The 15,079-nt window shown below is 69.1% G+C and carries 13 protein-coding genes and 1 pseudogene; 5 read left to right on the forward strand and 9 right to left on the reverse strand.

The genetic code is table 11. The features are described from left to right. Nucleotides 1–33: 33 nt before the first annotated feature. Both DDF62_RS26650 and DDF62_RS11090 read right to left on the reverse strand, forming a co-directional pair. Nucleotides 34–195, reverse strand: a pseudogene (locus tag DDF62_RS26650) (hypothetical protein); the annotation flags it as partial. An 18-nt stretch (nucleotides 196–213) separates the two neighbouring features. Continuing rightward, complete coding sequence (locus DDF62_RS11090) at nucleotides 214–1,068, reverse strand: acyl-CoA thioesterase (RefSeq protein ID WP_101711155.1); 855 nt, start codon at nucleotides 1,066–1,068, stop codon at nucleotides 214–216. Between the two features lie 93 nt (nucleotides 1,069–1,161). On the opposite strand from DDF62_RS11090, the gene DDF62_RS11095 reads away from it, so the two are divergent. Continuing rightward, complete coding sequence (locus tag DDF62_RS11095; protein WP_425267042.1) at nucleotides 1,162–2,112, forward strand: histone deacetylase family protein; 951 nt, start codon at nucleotides 1,162–1,164, stop codon at nucleotides 2,110–2,112. 9 nt (nucleotides 2,113–2,121) lie between these two features. Here the strand turns inward: DDF62_RS11095 and DDF62_RS11100 are convergent, their stop codons facing one another. The 4 genes from DDF62_RS11100 to DDF62_RS11110 all read right to left on the reverse strand — a co-directional run bounded on the left by DDF62_RS11100 (nucleotide 2,122) and on the right by DDF62_RS11110 (nucleotide 6,114). Then, a complete protein-coding gene (locus DDF62_RS11100) occupies nucleotides 2,122–4,551 on the reverse strand; it encodes a TonB-dependent receptor (RefSeq protein WP_116489171.1) in 2,430 nt (809 codons plus the stop codon). Between the two features lie 284 nt (nucleotides 4,552–4,835). Then, entirely contained in the window at nucleotides 4,836–4,934 is a 99-nt protein-coding gene (locus DDF62_RS26180; protein WP_243410648.1) for a hypothetical protein, read from the reverse strand. Nucleotides 4,935–5,182: 248 nt separating this feature from the next. Next, nucleotides 5,183–5,602, reverse strand: a complete 420-nt coding sequence (locus tag DDF62_RS11105) for a PaaI family thioesterase (protein ID WP_058347561.1) — start codon at nucleotides 5,600–5,602, stop codon at nucleotides 5,183–5,185. Further along, nucleotides 5,599–6,114, reverse strand: a complete 516-nt coding sequence (locus DDF62_RS11110) for a PaaI family thioesterase (RefSeq protein ID WP_116489172.1) — start codon at nucleotides 6,112–6,114, stop codon at nucleotides 5,599–5,601. The genes DDF62_RS11105 and DDF62_RS11110 overlap by 4 nt, the downstream gene beginning before the upstream one ends. Before the next feature lie 43 nt (nucleotides 6,115–6,157). Here DDF62_RS11110 and DDF62_RS11115 point away from each other — a divergent pair, with 43 nt between their 5' ends. The 4 genes from DDF62_RS11115 to DDF62_RS11130 all read left to right on the forward strand — a co-directional run bounded on the left by DDF62_RS11115 (nucleotide 6,158) and on the right by DDF62_RS11130 (nucleotide 11,986). Continuing rightward, the gene (locus tag DDF62_RS11115) at nucleotides 6,158–7,189 is read left to right on the forward strand and encodes a ligase-associated DNA damage response exonuclease (RefSeq protein ID WP_116489173.1); all 1,032 of its coding nucleotides are present in this window, start codon (nucleotides 6,158–6,160) and stop codon (nucleotides 7,187–7,189) included. Then, nucleotides 7,189–8,793: a cisplatin damage response ATP-dependent DNA ligase gene (locus DDF62_RS11120; protein WP_116489174.1), complete on the forward strand. Its 1,605-nt coding sequence runs from the start codon at nucleotides 7,189–7,191 to the stop codon at nucleotides 8,791–8,793. The genes DDF62_RS11115 and DDF62_RS11120 overlap by 1 nt, the downstream gene beginning before the upstream one ends. Nucleotides 8,794–8,930: 137 nt before the next feature. Then, on the forward strand, nucleotides 8,931–10,640 hold the full coding sequence (locus DDF62_RS11125) for a type I secretion system permease/ATPase (RefSeq protein ID WP_244286793.1): 1,710 nt from the start codon (nucleotides 8,931–8,933) through the stop codon (nucleotides 10,638–10,640). After that, nucleotides 10,637–11,986: an HlyD family type I secretion periplasmic adaptor subunit gene (locus DDF62_RS11130; protein ID WP_116489176.1), complete on the forward strand. Its 1,350-nt coding sequence runs from the start codon at nucleotides 10,637–10,639 to the stop codon at nucleotides 11,984–11,986. The genes DDF62_RS11125 and DDF62_RS11130 overlap by 4 nt, the downstream gene beginning before the upstream one ends. Before the next feature lie 24 nt (nucleotides 11,987–12,010). Here DDF62_RS11130 and DDF62_RS11135 read toward each other — a convergent pair whose 3' ends face one another. From DDF62_RS11135 to DDF62_RS11145, 3 genes are all read right to left on the reverse strand, one after another. Beyond that, nucleotides 12,011–13,228: a multidrug effflux MFS transporter gene (locus DDF62_RS11135; protein WP_116489276.1), complete on the reverse strand. Its 1,218-nt coding sequence runs from the start codon at nucleotides 13,226–13,228 to the stop codon at nucleotides 12,011–12,013. Between the two features lie 160 nt (nucleotides 13,229–13,388). Then, nucleotides 13,389–14,273, reverse strand: coding sequence for a hypothetical protein (locus DDF62_RS11140; RefSeq protein ID WP_116489177.1), 885 nt, complete (start codon nucleotides 14,271–14,273; stop codon nucleotides 13,389–13,391). Further along, nucleotides 14,273–15,046: a hypothetical protein gene (locus DDF62_RS11145; protein WP_116489178.1), complete on the reverse strand. Its 774-nt coding sequence runs from the start codon at nucleotides 15,044–15,046 to the stop codon at nucleotides 14,273–14,275. Before DDF62_RS11145 ends, DDF62_RS11140 begins: the two co-directional genes overlap by 1 nt. Nucleotides 15,047–15,079: the final 33 nt, after the last annotated feature.

The following is a 15,079-nucleotide window of genomic DNA, read 5'->3' on the forward strand; positions in this document are numbered from 1 at the left end:
GGGACGCGCGTCCTTCTCCACGAACCTTGGTCGTCATCCCGGGCGAAGGGCCGAGAAGCGGGCCGTAGACCCGGGACCCAGGGGACTGGGCGCTGTTTTCTGGTTCACTGCCCCATACGCTCGCCGGCGCATTGCGGCGGCCCCGGGGTCCCGGCTCTTCGCTGCGCTTCGGCCGGGATGACGGGCTTTAGTGCGGGAGAGTAGGGATGCGCCCTACTTCCGGATCCGCATCAGGCATTCCTGCGCCACCGAAGCCACCAGCTTGCCGTCGCGGCTGAACATCTGGCCGCGCACCAGGCCCCGGCCCTGCGAGGCGCTGGGGCTGTCCTGCGAGAACAGGGTCCAGTCGTTGAAGTCGAAGGGGTGGTGGAACCACATGGCGTGGTCGAGGCTGGCGGCCTGCAGGCCCGGCGTCGTCCAGATCAGGCCGTGCGGGCGCAGGGCGCTTTCCATGAAGGCCATGTCGGACGCATAGGCCAGGGCGGCCTGCTGCATGCGGATGTCCTCGCCCAGCGGGGCGACGGCGCGCATCCAAACCTGCTTCTCGCCCGACTTCTTGACCGGGGCCACGGGGTTCTGCGGATCGATCCAGCGCAGGTCGACGGGGCGCGGGCGCTCCATGAAGGCCAGCATCTTGGGATGGATCTGGTCGCCCAGGCTGCGCAGGTACTCGGCCTCGGTCGGCAGGGTCTCGGGCGCGGGAACGTCGGGCGCCTCGAACTGGTGCTCCAGGCCCACTTCCGGCGTCTGGAACGAGGCGGCCAGGTTGAAGATCTGCTCGCCGTGCTGGATGGCGGCCACCCGGCGGGTGGTAAAGGTGCCGCCGTCGCGAGCCCGCTCGACCTCGTAGAGCACCGGGGCGTTCACGTCGCCGGGGCGGATGAAGTAGGCGTGCAGCGAGTGGCAGACCCGGTCGCCGACGGTCTGGTAGGCCGCCGTCAGGGCCTGGGCGATGACCAGCCCGCCGAAGATGCGCGGAAAGCCGTCGTTGGGGCTGACGCCCCGGAACAGGTTCACCTCGATCGGTTCGAGGGTCAGGATCTCGGCGAGGTTCTCGGGCGTCTGCATGGTGCGCTGCGATAAGCTTCACGGACGGCCAGGGCAAGGCTGCCCATAACGTCAGCCTTGCGCCGCATGGTCGCGGCTCCCATCCTTCGGAGCATGCCGCCTATCGTCCATCACCCCGCCTTCCGGGCCGAAATGCCGCCCGGGCACCGCTTCCCGATGGACAAGTTCTCGCGCTTGGCCAGCCTTCTGGAGGCCGAAGGGCTGCCGGGGCCGGCGGGCTTCCACAAGCCGGAGTTCGCATCGCTCGACGTGCTGCGCCTGGCGCATGCCGACGACTATGTGCGCGGCGTGGTCGAACTGTCGCTGCCGCCCGACATCGTGCGGCGCATCGGCATGCCCAACAGCGAAAGCGTCGCGACCCGGGCCCGCGCGGCGACCGGCGGCACGATCCTGGCCGCGCGGCTGGCGCTGGAGCATGGGATCGCCTGCAACACCGCCGGGGGCAGCCACCATGCCGAGGCGGCTTCCGGCGCGGGTTTCTGCGTGTTCAACGACGTGGCCGTCGCCGCGCGGCTGCTCCAGGCCGAGGGGCGCGTCTCCCAGGTGCTGGTCGTCGACCTCGATGTCCACCAGGGCGACGGCACGGCGCGGATCTTCGAGGACGATCCCAGCGTCTTCACCTTCTCGATGCACGCGGAAAAGAACTTCCCGCACCGCAAGGCCGCCGGCGACCTCGACGTCGAACTGCCGGACGGGACCGACGACGGCGCCTACCTGGACCGTTTGGACGCGATCCTCCCCGACCTGATCGCGCGGGTGGATCCCGACCTCGTCTTCTTCAACGCCGGGGTCGATCCGCATACGGACGACAAGCTGGGGCGACTGTCCCTGACCAACGCCGGCATCGCCGCCCGCGAGGCGCGGGTGCTGGGCGCGTGCCTTGAGCGAGAGATTCCCGTCGTCGGCGTGATCGGCGGCGGCTACGACCCCGACATCGACCGCCTGGCCGACCGCCACGCCATACTGCACCGCACCGCGGCGGCTCTGGCGGCCACGAAAAAGGGGCGGCCCGTCGCCGAGCCGCCCCTTCCTCGCGCGATCTGAGACGCGGCCCTAGAAGGCCGTCCGCAGGCTGAGCACCGCCGCGCGCGGCGCGCCCACATAGGCGTAGGTGCGCGCGTAGCCCGGATCGCCCGGGGTGGCGCTGGTCTGGGTTCCCGACAGGTTGCCGTAGTAGAACTTGTCGAAGATGTTGGTGACGTTGAGCTGGAGGTACGACTTCTTCCAGCCGTCGCCGCCCAGGTCGTAGCGGACGTCGGCGTCCCACACCGTGTAGTGCGGCAGCTTCTGGTCGTTGACGTCGGTCATGTACCGCTCGCCGATGAACTTGCCCTGCACGCCGATCTGGAACTTGCCGATGTCATAGGTCAGGCGGCCGGCGAAGGTCCACTTGGGGGTCTCCACCACCTGCTTGCCGGCGGTGTCGGCATAGGTGGCCAGACCCGTCGTCGAGCTGTAGCTGACGGCCAGGTCGTCCTGCAGCTTGGCGTCGGTGTAGGCCATCGAGCCATAGATCGTCAGGCTGTCGTCCAGGCGCCACTGGGCCTGGGCGTCGAAGCCCTGGATTTCGACGTCGCCGACGTTGCGGTCGATGTAGGTGCCGTCGTTCTGGTCGACCGTGGTGACGATCCGGTTCTGGATGTTGGTGTGGTAGACGCTGGCCGAGGCCATCACGGTCGGCGTACGGAAGCGGTAGCCGACCTCCACAGTCTGGCCGGTTTCCGGCTCGACATTGCCCAGGGCCCCGGTGCTGGTCAGGGTGTAGAGGTTGTCGACCTTCGGGGCCGACATCTGCTCCGAATAGCTGCCATAGACCGAGTGGTTGGCGCCGATGCGGTACGACAGGCCCACGTTCGGCAGCACGTCGTCATAGCTCTTCTTGGCCGAGAACGGCGAGAAATAGGTCGCGCCGTTGACGGTGACGACCGAGGCCACCGCGCCCTCGGCCTTGGCGGCCGTGGCCGTCGGGGTCATCGACGAGCAGTAGTAGGTGGTCGAGCCGGCGCGCGAGTAGCAGTATTGGTTCAGCTCGCGATCCAGCGTGGGCAGGCGCACGCCGATGTTGGCGACCAGCTTCTCGTCCAGGAACTCGCCGCGGTACTCGACGCTGAACTGGTTGAAGGTGGCCACCGAGCTGCGGTTGCGCTTCTGGGCGATGTCGCCGGCGGCGGTCTGGACGGCCACGCCGTAGCCGTCCTTGCCGCTGAACACGTCGGTCGGGTCGCCGTTGCTGTTGAGGGTGCTGTATTCGCCGGTCTGGCGGGTGTGGGCCTCGTCCCAGGCGTAGGCGAAGCGCACGCGGTGGTGATCGGCCACGTCCCAGATCAGCGAGGTGTTCAGGCCCCAGCGGCGGGTGTTGGTGTTGCTGGGCGAATAGACCAGCACGGTGTCGCCCGTGTCGCCGTCGCCGTTGAGGTCGACGCCCACGCCGGCGCTGTTCTTCAGCTGGATCGAGGTTTCCGACAGGCTGGTCGAGCCGCCGCCGTTGGCCAGGGTGTAGTTGAACGACGGATCGACCGTCAGCTTCAGGTTCGGCAGCAGGGTGAAGCGCGACTGGCCGCGGATGGTGCCGGTGTTCGACGGGTTGATGCGCAGGCCGTAGTAGCTCGACGTGCCCGGCGTGGTGCTGAAGTCGTAGTCCTCGCCGTAGGTCGCCACGTCGCCGGCCACCGAGGCGTCGGCGTTGGTCAGGTAGGGCGCGTAGTAGCTGCTGTTGCGGTTTTCATTGTAGTTGAAGTTCAGCGCCAGGAAGTCGCCTGGCTTGGCCAGGTCCTGCTCGATGCGGGCGTTGACCTGCTTCTTCTCGAGCGTGCCCGGACCCTTGAACTTGTCGTACTTCTGCCAGCTCCCGGCGATCCAGGCGCGCGTGCCCAGCGGGCCGAACTCGCCGGTCTGCAGCAGGGCGAAGGCGCGGCGGAAGTTGTCGGTGCCGACGCCGGCCTTGGCGACCACGCCGAAGTCCTTGGTGGCGCGCAGGGTGGTGTAGTTGATCACGCCGGCGGTCGAGGAGGCGGTGACGGAGTCGGCGTCGGTCGAGCCGGTGTTGACGTTGGCCTGCTGGATCAGCTCGGCGTCGACCTGCTGGTTGGAATAGATGGCGTAGTTGCCGCCGTCGTTCAGCGGCACGCCGTCGACCAGGAAGCCGATGTGGGCGCCGTCCTGGCCGTGCAGGCGGATGCTGCCGCCCGACGAGCCGTAGGGGTCGCTGTTGGTGAACACCAGGCCCGGCACCAGGTTCAGCGACTGAAGCACGGTCTGGCCGTCGGCCTGACGGTTCAGGAACTCGTTGGTGACCGTATACTTACCCTTCGGCGCCGTCTCGGCGACCATGGTCCCGTCCATCGTCTTGGGGCTCGAAGCGGCGGTGACGACGACGGTGTCGAGTTCGGTGGTGGCGGTCGATTGGGCGTAGGCGCCGGCGGCCGAAAGCAGGCCGCCGAACAGCGCCGTCGTGGCCAGGCAGGCCAGCTTGGTTCTGTTCATCTCTAAGAATATCCCCTTGTCCGCAACAACTCCGCCGATATGCGAAGTAAAATCCTGCGGAAGCGGGATTTTTAGAGATCGTAATTCAATGTTTGATGACGATATTGGAGCGATTATAGGGTCGGAAATCGACGATATCGCTGCAAGTTCGCTGCAAAGGCAACGTTCTGATATCTACCGAAACAAGTAAGTTTCGAATTCTTTCCGATCTATTCTTTGGTGAATGATTTCGCCAGGCGCCATGCTCCGCCGGGATCGGGCCGGCGGAGCTACGCGGCGTTCACTTAGAAGCTCGGCGAGATGAAGCCGGCGATGACGACGAGGGGAAGCACGGCGAGCACCAGGCTGGCGAGCGAAGCGAAAGCGTTGTTCGAGAAGGTCATTGGTCTAGTCCCTGAGTTGTTGGCCCGGCGCGACGTCCGCGTCCGGTGAAAAGAGGTATAGGCGGGGCCAGGGACGAACACCCGTTACCTTTGCGTCATGACGCCATTTTAAGAAACTATCAGACCTGTAATGCGCATTACATTGGATTAATGTTGGCGATGTTCGCACTATCAGCGAAAATTATTGCCCAGTCTGCCGGTCGGGCGGCGGGCGCGCCTTGCGCCGCGCCGCCGCAACCGGGGGAGGATCAATCCTCGGCCCCGGTCAGCAGGAAGTGGCCGCGCAGGGCCGCGATCGGGGCCGCGCGCTGCTCCTGCCAGGCCTCGACATGGACGTTGGCGATGCGGCGGCCGACCTTCTTGATCTGGGCGCGGGCGTAGGTGGTCAGCGGTCGGCCCGAGCGCAGGTACTCGATGGAGACGTCGATGGTGCGCGGCTGGCGCTTCAGGGTCTCGGCGATCGACAGCTGGGCCAGGGCCGTCATCTCCATGAAGGCGCCCAGCACGCCGCCGTGGATGGCCGGCAGCATCGGATTGCCGACGATCTCGGGCGAGAACGGCAGGATGGCGGTCATCTCGTCGCCGGCCAGCTCGGCCTTCATGCCGATGAAGCGGGCGTAGGGAATGGCGCCGAGCACGGCGACCAGGCGATCCTGGGCTTCGCTCATTGGCCGCCCTCCTTCTTGCTTTCGCCCGGCTTGCTGGAGCCTGGCGGCTTGAGGTTGGCGCCCGCCCTCTTGCCGGCGCTGGAATCCAGCATGAACGCGGCCTGGGCGGCGGCGATCGGGTCTTCGGGGTCGGTCTCGTAGGCCACGGCGCGGACGAAGGCGACCGAGCGGGTCAGCTTGTAGCAGTGGGCCCGGGCCAGGATGTCCTTTCCCGGCTCGGCCGGCCGCATGTAGTCGATACGCAGGTCCAGCGTGGCGATCGAGGTCCAGCTGGTCATGGCCGCGTGCACCGCCTGCCCCGAAGCGTGGTCGAGCAGGGTGGTGACCACGCCGCCGGCGATGACGCCCGTTTCCGGGTCGCCGACCAGTTCGGTGCGGTAGGGCGCCTTGAGGATGGCGACGCCGTCGCCGATCTCCAGGGTGGAAAAGCCCAGGGCCTTGGCCTGGGGGCTGCCCTCGTTCATCGCCTTGGCGATGAGGCGGTGCTGTTCGCCGATATCCGTCTCGCTCATGCCGCTCTCTAGTCTTGGAGGGATAGGCTTACAGGATCGCGCGTTGTCTTATCCAGCCGTGATCAAGCCCCAGGATCTTCTCTGTCCGAAGCCCGGAGGGCTCTACTGCCCGCCCGGCGACTTCTACATCGACCCGGTCCGTCCCGTGGACCGGGCGGTGATCACCCATGGCCATTCCGATCACGCCCGCGCCGGCCACGGCATGGTGGCGGCGACGCCGCAGACCCTGGCGATCATGGCCGAACGCTATGGCGAGGATTTCACCGGCCAGCGCCAGGCGGTTCCCTACGGCGAGAGCTTCACCCACAACGGCGTCGAGGTGAGCCTTGTCCCGGCCGGCCACGTGCTGGGCTCGGCCCAGGCGGTGGTGCGCTGGAAGGGCCTGACCATCGTCGTCTCCGGCGACTACAAGCGCCGCCGCGATCCCACCTGCGCGCGGTTCGAGCCCGTACCCTGCGACGTCTTCGTCACCGAGGCGACCTTCGGCCTGCCGGTGTTTCGCCATCCCGACGACAAGGGCGAGATCGCCGCCCTCCTGAAGTCGGTGGCGCAGTTCCCCGAGCGCGCCCACATCGTCGGCGCCTACGCCCTGGGCAAGGCCCAGCGGGTGGTCAGGCTGCTGCGCGAGGCCGGCTGGGACCGGACGATCCACGTGCACGGGGCGATGGAGCGGCTGAACCGCCTCTATGAAGCCCATGGCGTCGATCTGGGGCCCCTGGAGCCGGCGACCACCGAGCGCGGCAAGGCGGGCGACTTCGCCGGCTCGATCATCGTCGCCCCGCCCTCGGCCCTGGCCGATCGCTGGAGCCGCCGGTTTCCCGATCCCGTCGACTGCTTCGCCAGCGGCTGGATGCGGGTGCGGGCGCGGGCCCGCCAGCGTGGGGTCGAGCTGCCGCTGATCATCTCCGACCACGCCGACTGGGACGAGCTGACCGACACCCTGGCCGAGCTGCGCCCCGGCGAGGTGTGGATCACCCACGGTCGCGAGGAGGCCCTGGAGCGGTGGTGCGAGCTGGAAGGCATCCCCGCCCGCGCCCTGCGCCTGGTGGGCTATGACGAAGAGGACGGCGAGTAGTGCGCGCCTTCGCCCATCTTCTCGACCGCCTGTCGCTGACGGCCTCGCGCAACGCCAAGCTGACCCTGATCGAGGGCTTCCTGCGGGGCACGCCCGATCCTGACCGCGGCTACGCCCTGGCGGCCCTGACCGGGGCCCTGTCGTTCGACGCCGCCAAGCCGGCCTTCATCAGGAAGGCGGTCGAGGCGCGAATGGACGCCCAGTTGTTCGCCTGGTCCTACGACTATGTCGGGGACCTAGCCGAGACCGTCGCCCTGGTCTGGCCGGCAAGGCCCGGCGCCAATCGCGAGCCGGAACTGTCGGAAGTGGTCGAGGCGCTGAAGGCGACCTCGCGGACGCAGGCGCAAGCGCTGATCGAGGGCTGGCTCGACGCCCTGGACGCCGACGGCCGCTGGGCGCTCTTGAAGCTGATGACCGGCGGGCTGCGGGTGGGGGTGTCCTCGCGGCTGGCCAAGCAGGCCTGCGCCAATCTGGGCGGCGCGCCGATCGGCGAGATCGAGGAGGTCTGGCACGCGATCGAGCCGCCCTATGGCGACCTCTTCGCCTGGCTGGAGGGGCGGTCCGATCGGCCTTCGCCGGATGCGCCGGGCCGCTTCCGGCCCGTCATGCTGGCCCAGGCCATCGACGAGGCGGTGGATTTCGCAAAGCTCGATCCCGCCGACTACGCCGCCGAATGGAAGTGGGACGGCATCCGCGTGCAGGCGGTCAGCGAGCGCGGCGAGCGGCGGCTCTACACCCGCACCGGCGACGACATCTCGGCGACCTTTCCCGACGTGCTGGAGGCGCTCGATTTCGAGGGCGCGCTGGACGGCGAACTGCTGGTCATGCGCGATGGCGCGATCGCCAGCTTCGGTGATCTGCAACAGCGGCTGAACCGCAAGACCGTCGACGCCAGGCTGATGGGGGCCTACCCGGCCGGGATTCGCGCCTACGACCTGTTGCTCGATGGGGAGGAGGATCTGCGGGGGTTGCCCTTCGTCCGGCGACGCGAGCGGCTGGAGGCTTTCGTGGAGCGACTGTCGACGACGCGCATCGACCTGTCGCCGCTCCAGCCGTTCGAGACCTGGGAGGCGCTGGCCGCCCTGCGGGCCGAACCTCCGTCCGGCGACCCGGCCATCGCCGAAGGGCTGATGCTCAAGCGCTGGGACAGCGCCTACGAGCCGGGCCGCCCCAAGGGGCCGTGGTTCAAGTGGAAGCGCGATCCCCATCTGGTCGACGCGGTGCTGATGTACGCCCAGCGCGGCCACGGCAAGCGGTCGAGCTTCTATTCCGACTACACCTTCGGCGTCTGGCGCGAGGATGAGACCGGCGATCGCAAGCTGACCCCGGTGGGCAAGGCCTATTTCGGCTTCACGGACGAGGAGTTGAAGCAGATCGACAAGTTCGTCCGCGACAACACCATTGAGCGGTTCGGGCCGGTGCGCTCGGTGCGGGCGGACCTGGAGTTCGGTCTTGTCTTCGAGGTGGCGTTCGAGGGCCTGCAGCGCTCGACGCGGCACAAGTCGGGCGTGGCCATGCGCTTTCCGCGGATCAACCGCATCCGCTGGGACAAGCCGTCGCGCGAGGCCGACGATTTGATCACCTTGGAACGGATGCTGGACTGAAGGCGGCGCCCTGCGGCGCACGACCTTCGAAAACGTCGGGCGGCGATGCCCCCTTGTGCGTGGCTCACGCTCCGCTAAGGCGTTGTTCGGCCATGGGAGCGATGGTTCGCCCCGCGTGGGCGCATGTGGAGCAGATCGTGAAAACCTTGTCTGGTCCGGTCGCCGAGGTCCTGAAGGCCTGCCGTTCGCATTTCGTGGCCACGGCGGTGTTCAGCGCCCTGCTCAACCTGCTCTACCTGACGCCCACCTTGTTCATGTTGCAGGTCTACGACCGCGTCGTGCCCACCGGCGGCCTGCTGACCCTGTTCTATCTGACGATAGCGGTGATCCTCGCCCTCGCCACCCTGGCGGGGCTCGACATGATCCGCGCCCGGCTGATGACCCTGGCGGGCCTGCGGCTCGACCGCCTGTTGGCGCCGGTCATCCTCCGGCGACTGATCGTCACCCGCGCCGGGTCCGCCCAGGGCATGCGGGACTTTGACCTTCTGCGCCAGGCGCTGTCGGGACCCACGGCCCTGGCCGTCCTCGATGCGCCTTGGATCCCGATCTACCTCATCATCGCCTTCGCGCTTCATCCCGCGATCGGCGGCATGGCCCTGGCGGGCGCGGTCGTCCTGTTGTTTCTGGCGGTCCTGAACGAGCGCGCCACGCGGGTTTCCTCCAAGGCCTCCCTGGAGGCGCAGGCCGCCGCCTATGCCGCCCAGGACGCCGCCGCCCGCAACGCCGAGGTCGTGCGATCCCTGGGCATGGAGCGGGCCATGGAGGCGCGCCAGCTGGACCAGCGCGCCGCGGGCCTCGACATGGCCGCGCGGACCCAGATGGCGGGCGGCGCCTATTCGGCCGCCATCAAGTTCGCGCGCCTGACCTTGCAGTCCCTGGCTCTCGCGCTCGGCGCCTGGCTGGCTGTCGAGCGGCAGATCTCGGCCGGCGCGATCATCGCGTCCTCGGTGTTGATCAGCCGGGCCTTGCAGCCCGTCGAGCAGATCGTCGGCGCCTGGGGCCTCGTCAGCCAGGCCCGCAATTCGTTCTCGAACATCATCTCCCTGCTGGATGCTTCCGGCGATCGTCCCGCCGGCACCGCCCTGCCGGTTCCCGACGGCGACGTGCGGCTCGAACAGATCGTCGTCCGGGGGCGCGAAGGCCAGCTGCTGCTGCGCGGCGCCTCCCTGCGCCTCGTGCCGGGCGAGATTCTTGGCGTCCTGGGCCCCAGCGGCGCGGGCAAGACCACCTTGGCCAGGGTCGCCGCCGGCGCCCTGACCCCGGATGCGGGGACCGCGCGCATCGATCAGGCCAACTATGCCGATTGGGAGCCCGATCGCCTGGGCCGCTTCATCGGCTATCTGCCCCAGGATCCGTCGCTGATGGCCGGTTCCGTGCGCGACAACATCTCGCGCTTCGCCGGCTGGATCGGGGACGATGCGGCCCTGATCGACGCCGAGACCGTCAATGCGGCCAAGGCCGCCGGGGCGCACGAACTCATCCTGCGGCTGCCGCACGGCTATGACACCGAGCTGGGTGTCGGCGGGCGCGGCCTCTCGGCCGGTCAGGCCCAGCGCATCGCCCTGGCCCGCGCGCTCTACGGCGCGCCGCCGGTGCTGGTTCTCGACGAGCCCAACTCAGCGCTCGACGCCGACGGCGAGACCGCGCTGGCCAACGCCCTGGTCGATGCGCGCCGTCGCGGCTGCGCGATCATGATCATCGCCCATCGCAGCGGCATCCTGGGCGTCGCCGACCGGCTGGCGGTCCTGCGCGACGGCCAGATCGAACGGATGGGCGCGCGCGACAAGGTGATCGCCGCCCTCAACGCCGCGACCGCCGCTCCCAAGCCCAAGGTGGTCAAGCCATGAGCCGCTCGCTGACCGTGCCCGCCCGTTCGCCCCGCGTCATGTCCGACGATCCGAGGCGGACGATCACCCTGGGCTATGTGATCGCCGGCCTGTTCTTCGTCGGCTTCCTGGGCTGGGCCGCGCTGACGCCGCTCGACGCCGGCGCCTACGCGCCGGGATCCATCGTCGTGGCCGGCAATCGCCAGGCCGTGCAACACCGCGAGGGCGGCGTGATCACGGCGCTCAAGGTGCAGGAAGGCCAGCTGGTCGGCCGCGGCCAGCCTCTGGTCGAGATTTCCGGCAGCGAGATCAAGGCCGCCGAGCGTGGCCTGGCGGGCGAGGTCCTGACCCTGCTGGCCCAGCGCGCGCGCCTCGTGGCCGAGCGTGACGACCGGGCCTCCTTCGCCGCGCCGCCCGAGTTCGCTTCGCTATCGGCGGGCGATCGCCTGCTGGCGGGCGAGGCCATGAAGTTGCAGCAGCTTCAGTTCCGGACGCGTCGACAGGCGCTGGACACCCAGCGCGGGGTCTTGGGCCAGCGCGTGCTCCAACTGTCCGAGCAGGCCGGCGGGGCCGAACGGCAGTTGAAGGCCAATGTCGACCAGCAGGGGCTGATCCAGGAGGAGTATCAGGGCGTCAAGGAACTGGCCGACAAGGGCTATGCGCCCAAGACGCGCCTGCTGGCCCTGAAGCGCGCCGAGGCCTCGCTGGAGGGCGAGAACGGCGCCCACCGCGCGCAGATCGCCCGCTCGCATGAAGCCGTGGGGGAAACGCGGCTACAGATCATCTCGCTGAACAGGCAGCGCGCCGAGGAAGTGGCCGGCCAGCTGCGGGACGTCCAGGTTCGCCTCGACGACCTCCAGCCCAAGTGGATCGCCGTCCGCGAACAGCTGGCGCGAACCGTGATCCGCGCTCCGGCGGGCGGCAAGGTGGTCGGATTGACGGTCTTCACCGTCGGCGGGGTGATCGCGCCGGGCCAGACCCTGATGGAGATCGTGCCGCAAGACCGGGAACTGCTCATCCAGGCCCAGATTTCGCCGGCCGACGCCGACGACCTGCGCGCCGGGCAAGAGACGCAGGTGCGCTTCACTTCGCTGCACGAGCGGAACCTGCCGATCCTGAAGGGGGTGCTGACCAAGCTGTCGGCCGACAGTTTCACCGACGAGAAGACCGAGGCGCGCTACTTCCGCGCCGAGGTGGAAGTGCCCGCCCAGGAGATGGCCAAGATCACGGCCATTCGCGGCGCCCAGGCGGGCATCCAGCCGGGTCTGCCCGTTGAGGTGATCGTGCCGCTGCGGCGTCGCACGGCGTTGGACTACATGGTCGAGCCGCTGCTGCAGACCTTCTGGCGGGCAGGGCGCGAGCATTGATCCAGCGATCGCGCCGGGATGGCCCTAGTGGGCCATGTCCGGCGCGCCGCCGCCTTGGCCGGTCTGGAACAGCCTGCCCTTCTCGGTGACCAGCACGGCGATCAGGCCGGCCAGGCCGAAGCCGAAGAAGCCCAGGGTCAGCGGGCCGACGGTGCCGTCGAACAGCTGCCCGATCAGGAAGCCGCCCAGGGCCCCGCCGATGGTGGTCACGAAGCCCTGCAGCGAAGCGGCCGCGCCGGCGATGTGGCCCAGCGGCTCCATGGCGATGGCTCCGAAATTCGACATGACGAGGCCAAAGCAGAACATCATGCCGCCTTGCAGCAGGGCGAAGGTCCACACCGTTTCGTGCTGGGTGTGGGCGACGACGGCGTGCACGCCGGCGAAGGCGATGAAGCCCAGCAGGGCGGCGTGCGAGACCTTGCGCATGCCCAGGCGCTCGACGATGCGGGCGTTGACCAGCGAGGCCAGGGCGATGCCGCCGGCTATGCCGGCGAAGATCAGGGTGAACCACTCGCCCGCGCCCAGGGCGTCGACGAACACCTGCTGGGCCGAGTTGATGAAGCCGAAGAGGCCCGCCAGCACCAGGGTGGCGGCGATGGTGTAGCCCATGGCCACCCGGTCGGTCAGGGCCGTGCGGAACGCGCCCAGGATCGCGCCGGGCGAGATCGGGGTGCGGTCTTCGGGGTGCAGGGTCTCGGGCAGCTTCAGGGCGGTCCAGGCGATCACGGCGGCGCCGAACACGGCCATGACGCCGAAGATCCAGCGCCAGGGGGCGACCAGCACGATGGCCTGGCCGATCGACGGGGCGACGATCGGCACGGCCAGGAAGACGATGAACGACAGCGACATGACCTGGGCCATGCGGCGGCCCGAATAGCAGTCGCGGACGATGGAGACGGCCAGCACCCGCGTCGCCGCCGCGCCGACCCCGGTCAGGGCCCGGGCGACCAGCAGCATCTCGAACGAGGTGGTCAGCGCGCAGGCCAGGCTGAAGAGCACGTAGAGGGCCAGGCCCGCCAGCAGCACCGGCTTGCGCCCGTAGCGGTCGGCCAGCGAGCCATAGGCGATCTGGGCCGCGCCGAAGCCCAGCAGATAGGCGGTGATCACCCATTGGCGCTGGTTGTCGGCGGTAAGGCCGAGGCTGGCGCTGATCTGCGGCAGGGCCGGCAGCATGGAGTCGATGGCCAGGGCGTTGGTGGCCATCATCGCCGCGATCAGGGCGACGAACTGGGCGAAGCCCATGCCGGCGTGCGGCGAGGCCTGCTGCTGTGTGGTCTGCTGGATGTCCCTGGGCATGACGCGCTCTTTCTTCGGCCGTGGACGCGCGAGGCGCCGGCCGGCGCGAAACGCAACGCGCGGCATATAGGCCGACGAGACCCGCGCGCCAACCGCGCGGGCTCGCCTACTGGGCCATCTGGAACTGGATGCTCACCGTCTGGCCCTCGCCGACGCGCGAGGCGCCTTCCTGCGACTGGCCGACGCTGGCCACCCGCAGCAGGGGCTGCGAACCGGGCTGGCCGGCCGGGGCGTTGCGCAGGGCGCCGAGCACCGGCTGGGCGGCGGTCAGGGCCTGGTGGAAGGCCGCCGAGCGCGCCAATGACAGGGCCGCGGCCTTCTGGCCCTCGGCGGTGAAGGCGTCGAGATTGGTCTGGCTGATCACGTTGACCAGGGCCAGCTTGGCCTCGCCTTCGGGGCAGGTGGTCGACGTCGCGCCGCCATAGGAAAGGCACGGCAGGCGCCTGGCCAGCGAGGCGGCGACCTCGCCCGCGATCTTGCGGCCCCCCGCCGACAGGGTCGACGAGCCGGGCTCGAACAGCACATCGGCCGAGAACGACAGGGCGCCGCCCGAGCTGTCGCCCACCAGGGGCGCGCCGGCGTCGCGCAGATCGGCGTCGAGGAAGCCCATCAGCGTCTTCTGGGCGTCGGAGGCGGCGATGGCCAGGCCCGAGGTCTTGGTCGGCGGCGCGTAGGAGAAGCAGCGGCGATCGCTTCCGGCGCCGCCGATCACCGTCTCGGGCACGCACAGCACGCGGGCCTTCTCGTCGATCTCGACGGTGACGTCGCGGGGCGTCAGGGCCGTGGCCGTCTGCAGCAGCGCGGCGGTCTCCGGATGCCTGGCCTCGGTCAGGGCCTTGGTCGACTGCCGAAATTGCAGGGCGAAATAGCTCAGCATGATGATGAAGATGAAGATCACCCCCACCATCATGTCGGTCATCGAGACGTAGTAGCTTTCGCCTTCCTCGAGGTCGGGCGTTCGGCGCCGGCGGGCGCGGGCCAGGCCCGCCATCAGGCCAGGCTCGGCGCGGCCGGGACCTGGCGCGGGTGCGCGCCGGCGCCAAGGGCGGCCTCGATGCGCGACAGCACCGCCAGCTGCTCGAGCATCACCTTTTCGGGCGGGGCGAAGCGCACGCAGCCGTCAAGCAGGGCGAAGAAGTGAGCTTCCAGCGCCTCGATGGCCTGGCGACGGCGGCGCGCGACCAGGCGCAGGACGATCGAGCCCAGCACGCCGGCGATCGAGGTCCAGAACTTGGTGGCGGCCACGGCCAGGAGGCCCATAAGCGCCGTCTGCATGCCCGCGCCGCCCTGGCGCTGCATGGCGTCGACCGCCTCGGTCAGGGCCGCGACGATGCCCATGAAGGTGATGACCAGGCCGATGGCGACCAGCAGGTTGGCCCACCATTCCAGGGTGCGGGCCGGACCATCGGCATGTTCGAAGGCGTCGACCGCGTGGATCGACGAGGCCAGGCGCCCGTCGCCGGTTTCGGCCAGCTGGCCGCGATAGGCGGCCCAGCCCAGTTCGAGGGTGGGATAGGCCGCGCCGCCCAGGCGCTTGTCGAGGGTGGCGAAGGCCTCGGCGAAGGCCTTCTGCTGGTCTTGTCCGCGCAGTTCCGACAGCAGGTCGGCGCGGCGGCGGAGGTCTTCCTTCAGGGGGGCGAACTCGAAATGGCCGGACTGGAAGATCAGGCCGATGGCCAGCGCCAGGATGGCGCCGGCCATGATCAGGGCCGCGCTGGGCGCGCTAAAGACCGAGACGACGAAGCTGGTGACCGGATCGTGCATGCGGGCCTTCTGGCAGGGAGTAGTGCGGCGCAC

The organism is Caulobacter radicis, from assembly GCF_003094615.1.
Lineage (GTDB): Bacteria > Pseudomonadota > Alphaproteobacteria > Caulobacterales > Caulobacteraceae > Caulobacter > Caulobacter radicis.